General features: G+C 71.9%; 17 protein-coding genes. 10 read left to right on the forward strand and 7 right to left on the reverse strand.

Features of this window, described 5'->3' with window-relative positions; translation table 11 throughout:
- The first annotated feature begins 176 nt into the window (after positions 1–176).
- Positions 177–2,351, forward strand: a complete 2,175-nt coding sequence (locus E1287_RS22965) for a bifunctional (p)ppGpp synthetase/guanosine-3',5'-bis(diphosphate) 3'-pyrophosphohydrolase (protein ID WP_131967145.1) — start codon at positions 177–179, stop codon at positions 2,349–2,351.
- 39 nt (positions 2,352–2,390) lie between these two features.
- Here E1287_RS22965 and aspS read toward each other — a convergent pair whose 3' ends face one another.
- From aspS to E1287_RS22980, 3 genes are read right to left on the reverse strand one after another with little or no spacing between them, the layout of a single operon-like run.
- Entirely contained in the window at positions 2,391–4,175 is a 1,785-nt protein-coding gene (aspS, locus tag E1287_RS22970) for an aspartate--tRNA ligase (protein WP_131967113.1), read from the reverse strand.
- Positions 4,172–5,452 (reverse strand): histidine--tRNA ligase, encoded by a 1,281-nt coding sequence (gene hisS, locus E1287_RS22975; RefSeq protein WP_131967114.1) that lies wholly within the window; start codon positions 5,450–5,452, stop codon positions 4,172–4,174. Before hisS ends, aspS begins: the two co-directional genes overlap by 4 nt.
- A gap of 12 nt (positions 5,453–5,464) precedes the next feature.
- Positions 5,465–6,160 carry an MBL fold metallo-hydrolase gene (locus E1287_RS22980; protein ID WP_131967115.1) on the reverse strand — a complete coding sequence of 232 codons (696 nt, stop codon included), beginning with the start codon at positions 6,158–6,160 and terminating at the stop codon, positions 5,465–5,467.
- A gap of 231 nt (positions 6,161–6,391) precedes the next feature.
- Here E1287_RS22980 and E1287_RS22985 point away from each other — a divergent pair, with 231 nt between their 5' ends.
- The gene (locus tag E1287_RS22985) at positions 6,392–7,138 is read left to right on the forward strand and encodes a peptidylprolyl isomerase (RefSeq protein WP_131967116.1); all 747 of its coding nucleotides are present in this window, start codon (positions 6,392–6,394) and stop codon (positions 7,136–7,138) included.
- A 73-nt stretch (positions 7,139–7,211) separates the two neighbouring features.
- Positions 7,212–8,447 (forward strand): DUF349 domain-containing protein, encoded by a 1,236-nt coding sequence (locus E1287_RS22990; RefSeq protein ID WP_131967117.1) that lies wholly within the window; start codon positions 7,212–7,214, stop codon positions 8,445–8,447.
- Here E1287_RS22990 and E1287_RS22995 read toward each other — a convergent pair whose 3' ends face one another.
- From E1287_RS22995 to E1287_RS23010, 4 genes are all read right to left on the reverse strand, one after another.
- Positions 8,448–9,014 carry a TIGR03086 family metal-binding protein gene (locus tag E1287_RS22995; RefSeq protein ID WP_131967118.1) on the reverse strand — a complete coding sequence of 189 codons (567 nt, stop codon included), beginning with the start codon at positions 9,012–9,014 and terminating at the stop codon, positions 8,448–8,450. It abuts the gene before it with no gap.
- 77 nt (positions 9,015–9,091) lie between these two features.
- The gene (locus tag E1287_RS23000) at positions 9,092–9,715 is read right to left on the reverse strand and encodes a DUF305 domain-containing protein (RefSeq protein ID WP_243719344.1); all 624 of its coding nucleotides are present in this window, start codon (positions 9,713–9,715) and stop codon (positions 9,092–9,094) included.
- Positions 9,712–10,320, reverse strand: coding sequence for a DUF3105 domain-containing protein (locus E1287_RS23005; RefSeq protein ID WP_131967120.1), 609 nt, complete (start codon positions 10,318–10,320; stop codon positions 9,712–9,714). Before E1287_RS23005 ends, E1287_RS23000 begins: the two co-directional genes overlap by 4 nt.
- Positions 10,321–10,426: 106 nt before the next feature.
- The gene (locus E1287_RS23010) at positions 10,427–10,876 is read right to left on the reverse strand and encodes a hypothetical protein (RefSeq protein WP_131967121.1); all 450 of its coding nucleotides are present in this window, start codon (positions 10,874–10,876) and stop codon (positions 10,427–10,429) included.
- A 281-nt stretch (positions 10,877–11,157) separates the two neighbouring features.
- Between E1287_RS23010 and E1287_RS23015 the strand changes: the two genes are divergently transcribed.
- The 7 genes from E1287_RS23015 (at position 11,158) to E1287_RS23045 (ending at position 18,605) form a co-directional block, all read left to right on the forward strand.
- Complete coding sequence (locus E1287_RS23015) at positions 11,158–12,432, forward strand: replication-associated recombination protein A (RefSeq protein WP_243719350.1); 1,275 nt, start codon at positions 11,158–11,160, stop codon at positions 12,430–12,432.
- A gap of 124 nt (positions 12,433–12,556) precedes the next feature.
- Positions 12,557–13,069 (forward strand): DUF948 domain-containing protein, encoded by a 513-nt coding sequence (locus E1287_RS23020; RefSeq protein ID WP_131967122.1) that lies wholly within the window; start codon positions 12,557–12,559, stop codon positions 13,067–13,069.
- On the forward strand, positions 13,066–13,434 hold the full coding sequence (locus E1287_RS23025) for a hypothetical protein (protein ID WP_243719346.1): 369 nt from the start codon (positions 13,066–13,068) through the stop codon (positions 13,432–13,434). Before E1287_RS23020 ends, E1287_RS23025 begins: the two co-directional genes overlap by 4 nt.
- A gap of 2 nt (positions 13,435–13,436) precedes the next feature.
- Positions 13,437–16,106, forward strand: a complete 2,670-nt coding sequence (gene alaS, locus E1287_RS23030; protein WP_131967123.1) for an alanine--tRNA ligase — start codon at positions 13,437–13,439, stop codon at positions 16,104–16,106.
- 56 nt (positions 16,107–16,162) lie between these two features.
- Entirely contained in the window at positions 16,163–16,621 is a 459-nt protein-coding gene (gene ruvX, locus E1287_RS23035) for a Holliday junction resolvase RuvX (protein ID WP_131967124.1), read from the forward strand.
- On the forward strand, positions 16,618–17,778 hold the full coding sequence (mltG, locus tag E1287_RS23040; RefSeq protein WP_131967125.1) for an endolytic transglycosylase MltG: 1,161 nt from the start codon (positions 16,618–16,620) through the stop codon (positions 17,776–17,778). The genes ruvX and mltG overlap by 4 nt, the downstream gene beginning before the upstream one ends.
- Positions 17,775–18,605 (forward strand): shikimate dehydrogenase, encoded by an 831-nt coding sequence (locus E1287_RS23045; protein ID WP_131967126.1) that lies wholly within the window; start codon positions 17,775–17,777, stop codon positions 18,603–18,605. The genes mltG and E1287_RS23045 overlap by 4 nt, the downstream gene beginning before the upstream one ends.
- The last annotated feature ends 14 nt before the right edge of the window (positions 18,606–18,619 follow it).

The raw sequence follows: 18,619 nt of genomic DNA on the forward strand, positions 1-18,619 counted from the left end.
CCCCCGGAGCGTCCACACCCCCCGAAGCGCCGCCTCCTCAGGCCCCCGGCCCCCCAGCGGACGCCGCCGCGTCCGAGCCCGCAGATCCGTCCAGGCCCACGCCGGCCACGATTCCACCGTCTGCCGCCCGGGTGCGCCGTAGGCTCGCCAGGTTGGGCGCCCAGCGCGGCCCCGCTATGAACCCGGTACTCGAACCACTGATCAAGACGGTCCGCAACACCCACCCGAAGGCGGACCTGCGGCTCATCGAGCGCGCCTACGACGTGGCCGCGCACTACCATCGCAACCAGAAGCGCAAGAGCGGCGACCCGTACATCACGCATCCGCTCGCCGTCGCGACCATCCTCGCCGAGCTCGGCATGAACACCGAGACGCTCTGCGCGGCGCTGCTGCACGACACCGTCGAGGACACCCCGTACACCCTGGAGCAGCTCACCGCCGACTTCGGCGACGAGATCGGCGCGCTGGTCGACGGCGTCACCAAGCTCGACAAGGTCAAGTACGGGGAGGCCGCCGAGGCCGAGACCGTCCGCAAGATGGTCGTGGCGATGTCCCGCGACATCCGCGTCCTGGTGATCAAGCTCGGCGACCGGCTGCACAACATGCGGACGCTGCGCTACATGCCGCGGCACAAGCAGGAGAAGAAGGCCCGCGAGACCCTCGAGGTGTTCGCGCCGCTCGCGCACCGCCTCGGCATGAACACGCTGAAGTGGGAGCTGGAGGACCTCGCGTTCGCCACGATGTACCCGAAGCGGTTCGACGAGATCGCCCGGCTGGTGTCCGAGCGCGCCCCGCGCCGCGACGTCTACCTGCAGGAAGTGATCGAGAACGTCTCCACCGACCTGCGCGAGGCCCGGATCAAGGCCACCGTGACCGGACGGCCCAAGCACTACTACTCGATCTACCAGAAGATGATCGCGCGGGACGTCTCCTTCGATGACATCTACGACCTGGTCGGCATCCGGGTCCTCGTCGACAGCGTCCGCGACTGCTACGCCGCGCTCGGCTCGATCCACGCGCGATGGAACCCGGTCCCCGGCCGGTTCAAGGACTACATCGCGATGCCGAAGTTCAACATGTACCAGTCGCTGCACACGACGGTGATCGGCCCGGAGGGCAAGCCCGTCGAGCTGCAGATCCGGACGTGGGGCATGCACCGCCGCGCCGAGTACGGCGTCGCCGCGCACTGGAAGTACAAGGAGGAGACGGTCGGCGGCCGCAAGGCCGGTGACATGCAGTGGCTCCGCCAGCTCCTCGACTGGCAGAAGGAGACCGCCGACCCGGCCGAGTTCCTGGAGTCGCTGCGATTCGACCTGTCGGTCTCCGAGGTGTTCGTGTTCACCCCGAAGGGCGACGTGATCGCGCTGCCGCAGGGCGCGACGCCGGTCGACTTCGCGTACGCGATCCACACCGAGGTCGGGCACCGATGTATCGGCGCCCGCGTCAACGGCCGTCTCGTGCCCCTCGAGTCGACCCTCGACAACGGCGACACCGTCGAGGTGTTCACCTCCAAGTCGCAGGACGCCGGCCCGAGCCGCGACTGGCTCGGCTTCGTCAAGAGCGCCCGCGCCCGCAACAAGATCAAGCACTGGTTCTCCAAGGAGCGCCGCGACACCGCGATCGAGTCCGGCAAGGACGCCATCGCCCGCGCGATGCGCAAGCAGAACATGCCGCTGCAGCGGATGATGTCCGGGGAGGCGCTGCTCGCCCTCGCCCGCGACATGCGCTACCCGGACGTGTCGTCCCTGTACGCGGCCGTCGGCGAGAGCCAGGTGTCGGCGCAGAACGTCGTCCAGAAGCTCGTGGACGCCCTCGGCGGCGTGGAGAGCGCCGACGAGGACCTCGCCGAGATCGCGCTGCCGACCCGCCGCAAGCGGGGCCGTCCCGTCGGCGACCCGGGCGTCGTCGTCGCCGACGACCCGGATGTGTGGGTCCGGCTGTCGCGCTGCTGTACCCCCGTGCCCGGCGACGACATCGTCGGGTTCGTGACGCGGGGGCACGGCGTGTCCGTGCACCGCGCCGACTGCTCCAACGTCGCGAGCCTGAAGTCGCAGCCCGACCGGCTGATCGACGTCAAATGGTCCCCGGGCGAAGACTCGGTCTTCCTCGTCGCGATCCAGGTGGAGGCGCTCGACCGGCCGCGGCTGCTGTCGGACGTGACGCGCGTCCTGTCGGACCAGCACGTCAACATCCTGTCGGCGTCGGTCACCACGACCCGCGACCGGGTCGCCGTGTCACGGTTCACGTTCGAGATGGGCGACCCGAAGCACCTCGGGCACGTGCTGAAGGCCGTCCGGTCCATCGACGGGGTCTACGACGTCTACCGGACCACCAGCGGCGCCACCCGGTAGGGGCGGCGCCGCTTCTGTCTTCGGTCGGCCCGTTTCCGCTCAGCTCTCGGCCGGTTCGTCCTCGGGGTTCACGTCGACGCCCGCCTCGGCGCGCTGCTGCGGGGTGATCGGCGTCGGCGCGGCCGTCAGCGGGTCGTAGCCGGACGCCGCCTTCGGGAACGCGATCACGTCGCGGATCGACTCCTGGCGGGCGAGGAGCATGACGACGCGGTCCCAGCCGAACGCGATCCCGCCGTGCGGCGGGGGCCCGAACTTGAACGCCTCCAGCAGGAACCCGAACTTCGACTCGGCCTCCTCCTTCGACAGGCCCAGCACGTCGAACACCCGCTGCTGCATCTCCGCGCGGTGGATACGGATCGAGCCGCCGCCGATCTCCGTGCCGTTCAGGACGAGGTCGTACGCGTCCGCGAGCGCGCTGCCGGGGTCGTCCTGGAACGTCGCGGCGTACTCGGGCTTCGGCGCGGTGAACGGGTGGTGCACGGACGTCCAGCCGATCTGCTCGCCCTTGTCGTCCTCCACCGGCTCGAAGATCGGCGCGTCGACGATCCACACGAACTTCCAGGCCGACTCGTCGATCAGGTCGCGGCGGCGGCCGATCTCCAGCCGGGCCGCGCCGAGCAGCTCCTGCGTCGCGTGCCGCTTGCCCGCGCCGAAGAAGACCGCGTCGCCGGCGTCGGCGCCGACCTTCGCGGCCAGGCCCGACTTCTCGGCGTCGGACAGGTTCTTGGCGACGGGCCCGCCGAGCGTCCCGTCCTCCTGGACGAGCACGTACGCGAGGCCGCGGGCGCCGCGGGCCTTGGCCCAGTCCTGCCAGGCGTCCAGCTCCTTGCGGGTCTGGGCCGCGCCGCCCGGCATGACGACCGCGCCGATGTAGGGGGCCTGGAACACGCGGAACGACGTCCCGGCGAAGTACTCGGTCATGTCGGTCAGCTCAAGGCCGAACCGCAGGTCGGGCTTGTCGGACCCGAACCGGGACATCGCGTCTGCATAGGTGATGTGGGGGATCGGGCGGGGGATCTCGTGCCCGGCGATCTCCTTCCACAGCCGCGCGACGAGGTCCTCGCCGACGGTGAGGACGTCGTCCTGGTCGCAGAACGACATCTCGATGTCGATCTGGGTGAACTCCGGCTGCCGGTCGGCGCGGAAGTCCTCGTCGCGGTAGCAGCGCGCGATCTGGTAGTAGCGCTCCAGCCCGCCGACCATGAGCAGCTGCTTGAACAGCTGCGGCGACTGCGGCAGCGCGTACCAGTGGCCGGGCTGCAGCCGGACGGGGACGAGGAAGTCGCGGGCGCCCTCCGGCGTCGACCGGGTCAGCGTCGGGGTCTCGACGTTGACGAAGCCGTGCTCGCGCATCACCTCGTGCGTCAGGAACGACGCCTCGGACCGGATCTTCATGGCCCGCGCGACGGCGTCGCGGCGCAGGTCGAGGTACCGGTACTTGAGGCGGATCTCCTCGTTGACGTTGACGTCGCCCTCGATGGGGAACGGCAGCGGCGCCGCGTCCGACAGCACCTCGATGTCGGCGGCGGCGACCTCCACGTCCCCGGTCGGCAGCTCGGGGTTCTCGTTGCCCTCCGGGCGGACGCGGACCACGCCGACGACCTTGACGCAGAACTCCGAGCGCAGGTCGTGCACTCCATGCATTACACCGCCCGAACCCACCTCCTCCTCCCGGAAGACGACCTGCGCGGTGCCGGACGCGTCGCGCAGGTCGATGAACGTGACGCCGCCGTGGTCGCGGCGGCGGCCGACCCAGCCGGCCAGCGTGACCTGCTGTCCGGCGTGCTCCTTGCGGAGCGTCCCCGCCTCGTGCGAGCGGATCATGGTGCGAGCCTTTCCTTCAACGTCGTGATGATGTCGGCGAGCGGGACGGCGGTCTGCTCGCCCTCGGCCAGATCCTTGACCTGGGCGACGCCGTCCGCGATATCTCGCTCCCCGAGGATCACGGCGTACCGGGCGCCGGAGCGGTCGGCGTCCTTCATGGCGCCCTTCAGCCGCTTCCCGCCGAACGCCATGTCGGCGGCGATCCCGGCCCGGCGCAGTTCGTCGACCAGCGTGAACAGCCGGCGTTCCGCGGCCTCGCCGAGCGGCACCCCGAACGCCTCGCAGCGCGGCGCGACGGCGAGCGCGGCGGCCCCGTCCTCCTGCCGTTCGGCGTCGACCGCGAGGAGGGTGCGATCCAGGCCGACGGCGAACCCGATGCCGGGCAGTGGCGGGCCGCCGATGTCCTCCGACAGGCCGTCGTAGCGCCCGCCGCCGCCGATGCCGGACTGCGCGCCCAGCAGCGGGTGGTCGAACTCGTACGTCGTGCGGGTGTAGTAGTCGAGGCCGCGGACGAGGGCCGGGGTGTCCTCCCACGCGATGCCGAGGTCGGCGAGCAGCTCCCGGACCCGGTCGTGGTGCGCCTTGCAGGCCGGGCACAGGTGGTCGGCCATCAGCGGGGCGTCCGCGAGCTGGGCCCGCACCTGGGGGCGCTTGTCGTCCAGCACCCGCAGCGGGTTGATCTCGACGCGGGCGCGGGTGTCCTCGTCAAGGTCGAGGCCGCGGAGGAAGTCCTGCAGCAGCGCCCGGTAGGCCGGACGGCACTCGCGGCAGCCGAGCGAGTTCAGCAGCAGCCGCACCCGCGTCAGGCCGAGGGAGCGGTACCAGTTCCACGCGATCGCGATCGTCTCGGCGTCGACCCGCGGGTCCTCGCTGCCGATCGCCTCCAGGTCGAGCTGGTAGAACTGCCGGTAGCGGCCCTGCTGCGGCCTCTCCGCCCGGAACGCGGGGCCGGACGTCCACACCTTCACCGGCAGCGCGCCCTTGTGCAGGTTGTTCTCCAGGACGGCCCGCAGCACCGTCGCGGTGAACTCCGGACGCAGCGTCAGCGACCGGCCGCCCCTGTCCTCGAACGTGTACATCTCCTTGGACACCACGTCCGTCGACTCTCCGACGCCGCGCTTGAACAGATTGGTGTCCTCGAAAACGGCCAGTTCCATATAGCCGTAACCGGCCAGCCGCGCCTGCTCGGCGAACGCCTCGCGGACGGCGTAGAAGAGGTCCGCGCGCGGCGGAACGTATTCACTGACCCCCTTGGGGGCCCGGAAGCTCGAACTCATGGTCTCTCTGGCTCAGAATCCCTTGTTGGGCCCGTCCGCCGGAATCAGTTCCGACAAGAACGGATTGGTCGCGCGTTCGCGGCCGATTGTGGTCTGCTCGCCGTGGCCGGGAAGGACGGCCGTCTCGTCGGGCATGGTGAGGCACACCCGCGACAGGCTCGCGAGGATCTCCTCGTACGATCCGCCCGGCAGGTCGGTGCGCCCGATGGACCCGGCGAACAGCAGGTCGCCGGTGAACATCACGTCCGGGATCTCCTGCGTCTTCGGGGTCCGGAACGTCACCGACCCGGGCGTATGGCCCGGCGCGTGGTCGACGGTGAAGCGCAGCCCGGCCAGCTCCAGCGCCGACCCGTCGCCCAGTTCCCGCACGTCGTCCGGCTCCGCCAGCTCCAGGCCGCCGAACAGCTGCTGGCCCGCGCCGAGCGAGAGGCCCTTCGCCGGATCGGTGAGCAGGTCGCGGTCGTCGGGATGGATGTAGGCGGGGACGTCCTTCGCGCCGCAGACCGGGGCCACCGACCAGACGTGGTCGATGTGGCCGTGCGTCAGCAGCACCGCGACCGGCTTCAGCCGGTGCTCGCGCAGAATGGCGTCGATCCCCGCCTCGGCGTCCTGGCCGGGATCGATGATGACGCACTCCTCACCCGCTGCGGGCGCCACGACATAGCAGTTCGCGGCGAATGATCCGGCGGGGAACCCGGCGACGAGCACGGTCGTCCTTCCTTGGAACCATCTCGGGTGGGCGTGTCCGAGGGTACCGGCGCGGCCATTGCCTCCGCGAACGAGATAGCACCGTCGCCGTGTCGCGAGTGCGCCCGGGAGACGCCCGTCCCGCGCGAAAGGCCGGGCCGCAAACCGCTCCCTGAAAGCGGAGGCGCTTTTACTCGCGGGTGCCGCTACTATGCGCTGCACGTTCAACTGATCACACCGGAGGGGCAGCACGTGGCGGGGAAGGACCGCAAGAAGGAGCTCGCGCGGCAACGCTACGAGCGCCAGCAGCAGCGACGGGCGCAGGAGGCGGCGAAGGCCCGCCGCCTCAAGATCATCAGCTCCGCCGCGGCGGTGGCGGTCATCGCCGTCGGCGGCGCGGTGTTCGTGGTCGTCAGCCGGGACGACGAGTCCACGGCCGCCGGGCCGAAGTGCGACTACAAGTCTTCGCAGGAGGCCGCGTCCAAGGACGTCGGCAAGCCGCCAGCCAAGCCCGCGAGCACGGGCACGGTGCAGGCGACGGTCAAGACCAACCAGGGCGACGTGGAGATGCAGCTGTACGGCGCGAAGGCGCCCTGCGCGGTCAACTCCTTCACCCACCTGGCGCAGAAGAATTTCTATGACAAGAGCCCGTGCCACCGGCTCACGAGCGGCGGCCTGAACGTTCTCCAATGCGGCGACCCCACCGGCAAGGGAACGGGCGGGCCGGGTTACCAGTTCGCCAACGAGAACACCGACGGCGCCATGTACACCGAAGGCACGCTCGCCATGGCGCACAGCAAGCTGCCCGACTCCAACGGCAGCCAGTTCTTCATGGTGTACAAGGACTCGCAGCTTCCGCCCGACTACACCGTGTTCGGGAAGATAACCAAGGGGCTGGACGTGCTGAAGAAGGTCGCCGCCGAGGGCTCTGACCCGAAAGGCGATGGCAAGCCCAAAAAGCAGGTAGAGATCCAGGACGTCGCGATCGCCGGGAAATAGGCGAACGGGATACTAAGGTGTGGAGGGTCCGGAGGGCGTGCGCCCGTCCGGACCCGCGATTCAGGAGGCAAGGGTGTCCAGCGCGACCGATCCCTGGGGCCGGGTGGACGAGGACGGCACCGTCTATGTCAAGACGTCCGACGGCGAGCGGGTCGTCGGCTCCTGGCAGGCCGGTGCGCCCGAAGAGGCCCTGGCCTACTTCAAGCGCAAGTACGACTCGCTCGTCACCGAGATCGGCCTGCTCGAACAGCGCGTCCGCACCACCGATCTGCAGCCCTCGCAGGCGCAGCAGAGCATCGACCGGCTCCGCGAGGCGGTGTCCGAGGCGCACGCCGTCGGCGACCTGGACGCGCTCGGCCGCCGCCTGGACGGCCTGAGCGAGCAGGTCGGGCGCCGCCGCGAGGAGGTCAAGGCCCAGCGCGAGCAGCACCGCCACGAGGCCCGCGAGGTCAAGGAGCGGATCGTCGCCGAGGCCGAGCGGATCGCGGTCGAGGAGACCCACTGGAAGAACGGCGGGGAGCGGCTGCGCCAGCTCGTCGAGGAGTGGAAGGCCGCCGACCGCATCGACCGGCCCACCGAGACCGCCCTGTGGAAGCGGCTGTCGTCGGCCCGCAACGCCTTCACCAAGCGCCGCAAGGCCTACTTCGCCACCCTGGACGACCAGCGCGAGGAGTCTCGCAGGGAGAAGGAGCGCCTGGTCGCCGAGGCCGAGGCGATGTCGGGCTCCACCGACTGGGGCGAGACGGCCGCCGCCTACCGCGACCTGATGCGCCGCTGGAAGACGGCGGGCCGCGCCTCCCGCGACGCCGAGGAAGACCTGTGGGCCCGCTTCAAGGGCGCCCAGGACACCTTCTTCCAAGCCCGCAGCGCCGCGTTCGCCGAGCGCGACGCCGAGTTCCGCGAGCACGCCGAGGAGAAGGAGAAGATCCTGGCCGAGGCCGAGCGGCTGTTGCCCGTCAGGGACGTCCGGGCGGCCCGGCAGGCGCTGCGCGCGATCCAGGAGCGCTGGGAGGCCGCCGGGATGGTGCCCCGCGACCAGCGCGACCGCCTGGAGGGCCGGCTCCGCAAGATCGAGGAGACCGTCCGGGCCGCTGAGGAGAACGAGTGGCGCCGCACCAACCCCGAGGCCCGCGCCCGCGCCGAGGCCACGGTCACCCAGCTGCGCAGCTCCATCGAGCAGCTCGAACGCCGCCTGGGCAAGGCCCGCGACGCCGGCCGCGAAAAGGACGTCAAGGAAGCCGAAGAGGCCCTCAACGCCCGCCGCGCCTGGCTCGAAGAGGCCGAACGCACCCTCGCAGAATTCTCGTAGCTAGGCCACTGCACGGCCTAGGAAGGCAAGTAGGCGGGTTTGTTCTGTGGCGCCCCTCGGGGGTGTGAGGGGCGGGGCCAGGTGGCCCTTGGCCCTGAGGGGGGCCGAGACGACCTGGGCGGTGGCGAAGGCGTGGTGGACGAGGTCAGGGTCGAGGCGTGACGGCTGGCCCGTCGCCTGTGCCAGGTCCCAGGCGTGGACGAGCGGCTCCAGGATGTAGGCCTCCAGGTAGTCGGCCAGCGGCAGGAGGCCCAGGGCGCCGAAGGGGATGAGGCCGTCCAGGGCGTCCTGGGTCAGCGCCTCGGCGCATTCCTTGCGGGCCGTCCGCCAGCTCATCAGGACGTCCTCCTGGACGAACCGGGACGGGTCGCGGCTCACGTCCGGCACAGGCTCACCGGAGGCCAGGGCCCGGACCAGGTGCTGCCCGCCGGTGACGTGGCCCGCGACGTCCCGGGCGGTCCACCCCGCGCAGGGCGACGACGCGTCCCAGCCGTCCCGGGAGACGCCGGCGACCAGGCCCTCGAACAGGTCGAGGGCCCGGTGGTAGCCGCTGAGGTTCTGAGCCATGCTGGTCAGTGACGCGCGATCCGACCGGCCTGTCAAGCGCTATCGCGAAGGTCGCCTCACTCGTCCGGCGGGGCGGGTCATGCCGTGGCGGCGTCCCGCCTCCGGAGCATGTCGTTCATCAGGGTGATCTCCGAGCGCTGGCCGTCCACCATCGTGCGGGCGAGGCGGCGGACCCGGTCGTGGTCCGTGCGGGCGAGCACGGCCTCGGCCATGGCGACGCCGCCGCGGTGGTGGGCGGTCATCAGGCGCAGGTACTGGACCTCGGCGGCGCGGCCGGACGCCTTCTCCAGATCGGCGAGCTGCTCCCGCGTCGCCATGCCCGGCATCGCCGCCGCGCCCGTTCCCCCGTGGCCGCCGTGCCCCGACATCCACCGCATGGGGCCCGCCGGGTCGGTCTTGGGGAGGCCCCACTCGTCCAGCCAGGCGGTCATCATGCCGATCTGCGCGGACTGGGTGTTGATGATGTCGTAGGCGAGCAGCCGGACGTCGCGGTCGTCCGTCCGGTCCCGGACGATGAACGACATCCGCACCGCCTGCGCGTGGTGGGCGCTCATGTCGCGGGCGAAGCCCGCCTCGGGGCCGTCCCGGCCCGGCTCGTCCGAGCGGGAGACGGTGAGCGCCACCAGCGCCGCGCCGGTGAGCAGGACGAGGGCGGCGAGGACGGCGGTGACCCGCCGTCCCCGCCCCGCGTCTGGGGTCACGGCGTGTCCTTCGCGCCGTCGCACGCCGCGCCGGGCTCGGGCGTCTGCGGGCCCTTCACGAAGGCGCGCAGGAACTCGTCGACGCGCTTGTCGGAGGCGTCCTGGAGCTTGACCTGGTTGCCCCAGGCGCTGAGCGCGATCGGGGCGTCCAGCGACGGGTACGGGCTCAGGAACGTGTAGTCCGTGCCGGTGACCTTGGCCTTGAGGGCGTCGAGCTGGGCGGCGGCCAGGCCGGGACGGTAGGTGATCCAGACGGCGCCGTGCTCCAGAGAGTGGACGGCGTTCTCGTTGCGCAGCGGCGCGTCGTACACGCGGCCGTTGCAGTTCTGCCAGGCGGCGTCGTGGTCGCCTCCCATCGGCGGGTCGGTGGCGTAGTCGACCGGGCTCGTGGTGTGGTCGCGGCCCAGATCGTCCTTGGTCACCAGTCCGGCGATGGACGCGGAGTCCGCGGACGACGGCCTGGACTGAATGAACGCGTAGCCGACGGCGACGACCGCGACCAGGCCGATCAGGGTGAAGAAGGCGATCGCGCCCCAGGGCGTCTGGCGCTGCGTGAGCACGTTCTTGGTCTTGCGGGCGTTCTTGTTGCGGGCGCTCTTGGACATGGCGAGCGGTCCTCTCGGTGCTTTGGGGTGGCTGTCGGACAGAAGGGCAGCGCCGCGTCGCGGTAGGCGTCGACACGGCGGATGCGGTGGCCTTACGGCCGGTCTGTCACAGCCGGAGCACCTGGAGAGCGGGCCGGAACGCGGGCCTGGACGTGCCCGCGGCGAGCGGGACGACCGTCCAGCCGATGCGGGCGGGCAGGCGTGCGGCGGGACGGCGCAGGGCGAGCGCCAAGCCCAGCAGGACGAGGGTGAACAGCGCCGCCAGGCACAGGCACGCGTCCATCGGCGTCTGCGCCGGCTGGTCCTTGAGCGGCGCTGTCAATGCGGTGTCAGCGAGCCTGTGAAGGCCGTGGAGCGCCGAACCCCCGGGGCCGGGGGAGTGGTGGCCGGTCGCGGCGGACGCGGCGGCCACGGGCACGCTCACGGCGTGCTCGGTGCACAGGCGGTCCACCGGGCCGTGCCGCAGCCCGTAGCTGAAGATCAGCCCGCCCACGACGAAGAGCGCCACGAGCAGCCCTGCCGGCCCGTGGCGCCGACGCCGGGTCGTACCGGACACCGTCACGCTCCTGAATGCGACTTTCGCGCCGTTCCAACGCGGGAGCCCGGCCCCAGGTTCCCGCGTCCCCGGACTTCGGGACGGGATCCGGCGCGTCCGGTGATGTCGGCGCCGCGAGATAGTGTCGGAGCGTGACCAGCAGGGCGGAATCGGGCGAGCCGGAGGGCCTTTTCGACGCACCGGTCCAGGAGCGCGGGCCGGCCGGAGCGGCGGCGTCCGCACCCGGCCCGGCGGCCGGACCGGCGGCCGGGGGAGACGTGCGGCAGCCGCTCGCCGTCCGGATGCGTCCCCGCGCCCTGAACGAGGTCGTCGGCCAGGCCCATCTGCTCGGCCCCGGCACCCCGATCCGCCAGCTCGTCGACCGGGACGTGCCGATGTCGCTCGTCCTGTGGGGCCCGCCCGGCACCGGCAAGACGACCCTCGCCACGGTCGTCAGCCACGTCACGTCCCGCCGGTTCGTGGAGATCTCCGCGGTCAGCGACGGCGTCAAGCGCGTCCGCGCCGAAATCGACCTGGCGCGGCGCGAGCTCGGCATGGCCGGGCGGCAGACGGTCCTGTTCGTCGACGAGGTCCACCGGTTCAACAAGGCCCAGCAGGACGCGCTGCTCCCCGCCGTCGAGAACCGCTGGGTGTCGTTCATCGGCGCCACCACCGAGAACCCGTTCTTCTCCGTCATCAGCCCGCTGCTGTCGCGGTCGCTGCTGCTGACCCTGGAGCCGCTCGGCGATGACGAACTGCGCGAGGTGATCCACCGGGCGCTCGCCGACGAGCGGGGCCTGGACGGCGCCGTCACCCTGGACGCCGCCGCCGAGGACCACCTCGTCCGGCTGGCCGGCGGCGACGCCCGCCGCGCCCTCACCTACCTGGAGGCCGCGTCGCTCGTCGTCGAGGACGGCGGCGCCGTCGACGTCGAGGTGCTGGAGAAGGCCGTCGACCGGGCCGCCGTCCGCTACGACCGCGAGGGCGACCAGCACTACGACGTCATCAGCGCCTTCATCAAGAGCATCCGCGGCAGCGACCCCGACGCAGCCCTGCACTACCTGGCCCGCATGATCGAGGCCGGGGAGGACCCAAGGTTCATCGCCCGGCGGCTGATCGTCCACGCCAGCGAGGACGTCGGCATGGCCGACCCGACCGCCCTGCAGACCGCGGTCGCCGCCGCGCAGGCGGTGGAGTTCGTGGGCCTGCCGGAGGCCCGCATCAACCTCGCCCAGGCGGTGATCCACCTCGCCCTGGCCCCCAAGTCGAACGCGGTCATCACGGCCGTGGACGAGGCGCTCGGCGACGTGCGCAAGGGCCTCGTCGGGCCCGTCCCCGGGCATCTGCGCGACGCGCACTACAAGGGCGCCGCGAAGATCGGGCACGGCGAAGGCTACAAATATGCGCACAACCACCCCGGTGGGGTGGTGAAACAGCAGTACGCGCCCGATTCGGTCGACGGGCGGGAGTACTATCGGCCGACCCGGCACGGCGCCGAGGCCCGGTTCACCGAGGTCCTCGCGCGGATACGGTCCGTCCTGCGCGGCTCGCCCGGCGAGGGACGCGACCGCCGCTGATCGATCTTGTCCGGCCGGTGCTCCCGCCACCCGGCGCGGGGGACCGGTAAGGTCCGGGGGACCCTATAAAGTCAGTCGGGCCATGCCCGGCGCGGAGCCGGAATCGCACGAACGGAAAGCCCTGATGCTCACTGGTGGACAGCTCGCGGGTCTCATCGTGGCCGTGTTCTGGGCGGTGCTCGTCACGTTCATCGCGCTGACCCTGCTGAGGCTCGCCCGGCTCCTCCGCGAGGCCGGCGAGGTCGTCCGCGACATCGGCGACCAGGCGGGCCCCCTGATGGACGACATGACCCGCACGGTGCAGCGCGCCAACGAGCAGCTCGGCCGGACCGACGTCATCACCAAGCAGGTCGCAGGCGTCACCCAGAACGTGTCCGCCGTCACCACCGTCATGACCTCGGTGGTGGGCGGGCCGCTGGTGAAGGCCGCCGCGTTCTCCTACGGCGTCCGCAAGGCCCTCGCGAGCCGCGACGGCGACGACGCCGGCCGGCCCGGCGACGCCCGCTCCCGGCAGGACGGCTCAGGGCAGGACCGTTCCCGGCGGGGCCGCTCCCGCAACGGCCGGTCCCAGGGCGGCCGGTCCCGGAGCGCGCGGCCGGAGCTGCAGGCCCGGTCCTCAGGCAGGGGACGCGGATGAAGCGGCTGTTCTGGCTCGGCGTCGGCGCGGGCGCCGGCGTCTACGTCTCGCACCGCGTCAAGCGCCGCGTCGTCCGGTTCACGCGGGCCTGGTCCCCGGAGGGCGTCGCGGCGCGCGCGGTGTCGACCGGGCAGGGCGCGGGCGAACGGCTGAGGCATTTCGCCTCCGACGTCCGTACGGAGATGAGGGCCCGCGAGGAGGAGCTGCGCGAGGCCGTCCGCATGGACCAGGCCCCGCCGGACGCCGAACTCGTCCGGCCCCGCCGTGTCCTCAGGGCGCGTTACACGATCATCGACCACATCGACCGCGACACCGATCACGACATCGACCGCGACACGACCGACCACGACAAGGATGGCCACTGATCATGGAGTCGGCAGAGGTGGCTCGCCGCTTCCTCACGTTCTTCGAGGAGCGCGGGCACACGGTGGTGCCCTCGGCCAGCCTGGTCGCCGAGGACCCGACCCTCCTGCTGGTCAACGCCGGCATGGTCCCGTTCAAGCCGTACTTCCTCGGCCAGCGCACCCCTCCGTCCCCGCGGATGACCAGCGCCCAGAAGTGCGTCCGGACGCCCGACATCGAAGAGGTCGGCAAGACCACCCGGCACGCCACGTTCTTCCAGATGCTGGGCAACTTCTCCATCGGCGACTACTTCAAGGAGCAGGCGATCCCGTTCGCCTGGGAGCTGCTGACCCGGTCCCGGGACGACGGCGGCTTCGGGTTCTCCGAGGACAAGCTCTGGGTCACCGTCTTCGACGACGACGACGAGGCCGCGGGCCTGTGGCACGACAAGGTCGGCGTCCCCCTCGACCGCATCCAGCGGCGCGGCATGGAGGACAACTTCTGGTCGATGGGCGTCCCCGGCCCGTGCGGGCCCTGCTCGGAGATCTACTACGACCGCGGCCCCGAGTACGGCCGCGAGGGCGGCCCGGTCGCCGACGAGGACCGCTATCTCGAAGTGTGGAACCTCGTCTTCATGCAGTACGAGCGGGGCCCGGGGGAGAGCAAGACCGACTTCCCGATCCTCGGCGACCTGCCCGCCAAGAACATCGACACCGGCATGGGCCTGGAGCGCATGGCGGCGATCCTGCAGGGCGTCGACAACATCTACGAGACCGACACCCTGTGGCGCGTCCTCGACCGCGCCGCGGAGCTGACCGGCGCCCGGTACGGCCGCGACCACCGCGCGGACGTGTCGCTGCGCGTCATCTCCGACCACGTCCGCAGCGGGACGATGATGGTCGCGGACGGCATCCGTCCCGGCAACGAGGGCCGCGGCTACGTACTGCGCCGCATCCTGCGCCGCTCCATCCGCAACCTGCGCCTGCTCGGCGGCGAGGACGCGGGCCTCATGCACGAGCTGACCGCCGTCGCGATCGCCGCGATGGGCGAGCAGTACCCCGAGCTGGTCCGCACCGCCGCGAACATCCACACGGTCATCGACGCCGAGGAGGACTCCTTCCTCCAGACGCTCCGCACCGGCACCGCGATCTTCGACACCGCCGTCGAGGAGACCCGGCGGTCGGGCGGCGCGACGCTGGCGGGCGAGCAGGCGTTCAAGCTCCACGACACCTACGGCTTCCCGATCGACCTGACCTTGGAAATGGCGTCCGAGCAGGGCCTCCAGGTGGACGAGGACGGCTTCCGCCGCCTCATGCGCGAGCAGCGGGAGCGCGCCAAGAAGGACGCCCGCGACAAGCGGACCGGCAACCTGGACGTGTCCGTCCTCGACGAGCTGCTCACCGGCGCCGGCGGCAAGGTCGACTTCATCGGCTACCGCCACCTGCTCGGCGACGCCCGCCTGGTCGGGCTGCTGGTCAACGGCGCGAACGCGCCCGCGGCCGGGGAGGGCACGGACGTCGAGGTCGTCCTCGACCGCACCCCGTTCTACGCCGAGGGCGGCGGGCAGCTCGCCGACCACGGCGTGATCAGGCTGGGCAACGGCGCCGTCATCGAGGTCACCGACGTGCAGTCGCCTCTCGCGGGCCTCATCGTGCACCGCGGCCGCGTCGTGAGCGGCGAGGCGCAGGCCGGCGACTCCGCGCACGCCGAGGTGGACGTGGAGCGCCGCCGGGCGATCTCCCGCTCGCACACCGCGACCCACCTGGTCCACGCCGGGTTCCGCCGCGCGCTCGGCGAGTCCGCGGCGCAGGCCGGGTCGGAGAACTCGCCGGGCCGGTTCCGGTTCGACTTCACCGCGTCCGGCGCCGTCCCCGCGAGCGTGCTCCGCGACGTCGAGGACGAAGTCAACGAGGTCCTGGTCGGCGACCTGGACGTCCGCGCGTTCCACACCTCGATCGACGAGGCCCGCGCGATGGGCGCGCTCGCGCTGTTCGGCGAGAAGTACGGCGACGAGGTCCGCGTCGTCGAGGTCGGCGACTACTCCCGCGAGCTGTGCGGCGGCACGCACGTCGCGCGGTCCGGGCAGCTCGGCCTGGTCAAGGTGCTGGGCGAGTCGTCCATCGGCGCCGGGGTCCGCCGCGTCGAGGCCCTCGTCGGCATCGACGCGTTCCGGTTCCTGGCCCGCGAGAGCGTCCTCGTGGCGCAGCTCGCCGAGCAGATGAAGGCCCGCAAGGAGGAGCTGCCCGAGCGGATCTCGGGCGTCGTCTCGCGGCTCAGGGACGCGGAGAAGGAGCTGGAGAAGCTCCGCTCCCAGCAGGTCCTCGCCATCGCGGGATCGCTCGCCGACGGCGCGAAGGACGTGAACGGCACCGCGTTCGTCGGGCACCGCGCCCCGGACGGAACCGGCGCCGACGACCTGCGCAAGCTCGCCGTCGACGTCCGCGGCCGCCTCATGTCCCGGCCCGCCGTGGTGATGGTCGCGGGCGTGCCGAAGGACCGTCCCGTCGTGGTCGTCGCCGTCACCGGGGGCGCCCGCGACCGGGGGCTCAAGGCGGGCGCGCTGGTCGGGCTCGCCGCCAAGGCGCTCGGCGGGGGCGGCGGAGGCAAGGACGACCTCGCCCAGGGCGGCGGTGCCGACCCGTCCGCCATGAGCGACGCCCTCGCCGCGGTCGAACAGGCCGTAGGGGCCGCGTGAGCCCGGGATTTCGGGGCAAGGACACCGGGACCGGCCCGCCGAGCGGGGGCGAGGCGATGAGGCACGGAACCCGGCTGGGGATAGATGTAGGGAGCATCAGGATCGGGGTCGCGCGCTGCGACCCCGGCGGGATCCTCGCGTCGCCGCTGGAGACCGTGAAGAGCGGCAAGGGCGACATCGACCGGATCGTGGCGCTCGTCGCCGAGCACGAGGCGATCGAGGTGGTCGTGGGGCTGCCGACCTCGCTGTCGGGACGCGAGGGCCCGGCGGCGGAGGCGGCCCGCAGGTTCGCGGTCAGGCTGGCCGACCGGCTTCCGCCGGACGCGGTCCGGCTGCACGACGAGCGGCTCACCACCGTGACGGCGGAGAGCAGCCTGCGCGCCGGGGGCGTGCACGGCAGGGCGCGGCGGGCGGTCGTCGACCAGGCGGCCGCGACCGTCCTGCTCCAGGCGGCCCTTGACGCGGAACGGTTGACTGGGCGTCCCCCAGGCGAGATCGTCCGGGGAAGCTCATGAACGACTTGGACCTTTTCTCAGACCCGTACGGCGACGGCCGCCCGTACGACGAGCGGTACGGCAGGCGCGACCAGCGCCGCGTCCGCAAGCGGCAGAAGCGGCGCAAGCGCAACGGCCGCGCCGCCGGCCTGTTCGCCATGGCGTTCCTCGTCGCGGTGTTCGGCACCGGCGGCGTCCTCGGGTACGCGTGGCTGGACAACAAGCGCCACCCGCCGGACTACGAAGGCCAGGGCTCAGGGAAGGTCACCGTCCAGATCAAGGACGGCGCGAGCGGCTCGGTGATCGGCGCGACGCTGGAGGAGCACCGCGTGGTGAAGAGCTCCCGCGCGTTCGTGCAGGCGTACACGAAGGAGACGCGCGCCTCCAGCATCCAGCCGGGCTTCTACCAGATGCGGTTGAGGATGTCGTCGGCCGCGGCGATGGCGCTGCTGCTCGACCCGAAGTCCCGCGCCGGCAACCAGATCACGATCCCGGAGGGCCGCCGGGCGATCGAGACCTACGAGCTGCTGGCGAAGAAGACCGGCATCTCGGTCAAGGAGTTCCAGACGGCCGCGAAGAAGCCGGAGACGCTCGGGCTGCCCGCGTACGCGAAGGGCAAGGTGGAGGGGTACCTCTACCCGGGACGCTACGACCTCGACCCGAACGGCTCGGCGGAGCAGATCCTCAAGCAGATGGTCGCCCGCTTCAACGAGGAGGCCGAGAGCGTCGACCTGGTCGGGAAGGCGCGCGAGGCGGGCATGAACCCGGCGAAGGTCATCACGCTGGCCAGCCTCGTCCAGGCGGAGGGCGGCAAGCCCAGCGACCTGCCGAAGATCTCCCAGGTGATCTACAACCGGGTGGAGAAGGGCATGCCGCTCCAGTTCGACACCACGGTGCTGTACGCCCTCAACAAGCGGACGCTGACGGTCACGAACCAGGACCTGCAGGTCGACTCGCCGTACAACACCTACAAGCACAAGGGCCTGCCGCCCGGCCCGATCGCCAGCCCCGGTCCGGAGGCGATCGAGGCGGCGCTCACCCCGGAGGAGGGGACGTGGCTGTTCTTCATCGCCACCGACCCGACCAACAAGATCACCGAGTTCGCCACGACTGAGGCGGAGCGGGTGCGGCTGGAGAAGAAGTTCCGGGCCTGGCAGAAGGCGCACCCGGGCCAGTGACGGAGGAGACGCGGCGCGCCGCGGTGCTGGGGTCGCCGATCGCGCATTCGCTGTCGCCCGTGCTGCACCGCGCGGCGTACGCGGCGATGGGCCTGGACGCGTGGACCTACGACGCCGTCGAGTGCGGCGAGGACGGCCTGGCCGGGCTGCTGGACGGTCTTGGCCCCGAATGGGCCGGGCTGTCGCTGACGATGCCGCTCAAGCGGGTCGCGCTCGGGCTGGTCGACACGGTGTCGGACCTGGCGGTGAAGGTCGGCGGCGCCAACACGATCGTCCTGCGGGACGGGCGGCGGCACGGCGACAACACCGACGTCCACGGCATCGTGACCGCGCTCACCGAGGCGGGCGTGAAGGCGCCCGCGTCGGCGCTGGTGCTCGGCGGCGGGGCGACGGCGGCGTCCGCGCTCGCCGCGCTCGCCGCGCTCGGGACGGACGAGGCCGTCCTCGCCGCCCGGACGCCCGCGCGCGCCGCCGAGGCCGCGCAGGTGGGGGAGCGGTTCGGGCTCGCGGTCCGGGTCGTGCCGCTCGACACGGCGACCGCGCACCTGCCCGCCGAGCTGGTGGTGTCGACGCTGCCCGGACGGGCCGCCGACCCGTTCGCCGAGCCGGTCGCCGCGTCCGGTGCGGCCCTGTTCGACGTGGTGTACGCGCCGTGGCCGACGGCGCTCGCGGAGGCGGTCGGGCGGGCCGGCGGGACGGTCGTCGGCGGGTTCCCGATGCTCCTGCACCAGGCCGTCCGGCAGGTGGCGCTGATGACCGGCCGCGACGACGTCCCCGTTGACGCGATGCGCGCCGCCGGTGAGGCGGAGCTGACCCGCCGAGCCTGAGCGGGGCCGAGTCC

This window comes from Actinomadura sp. KC06, from assembly GCF_004348735.1.
Lineage (GTDB): Bacteria > Actinomycetota > Actinomycetes > Streptosporangiales > Streptosporangiaceae > Spirillospora.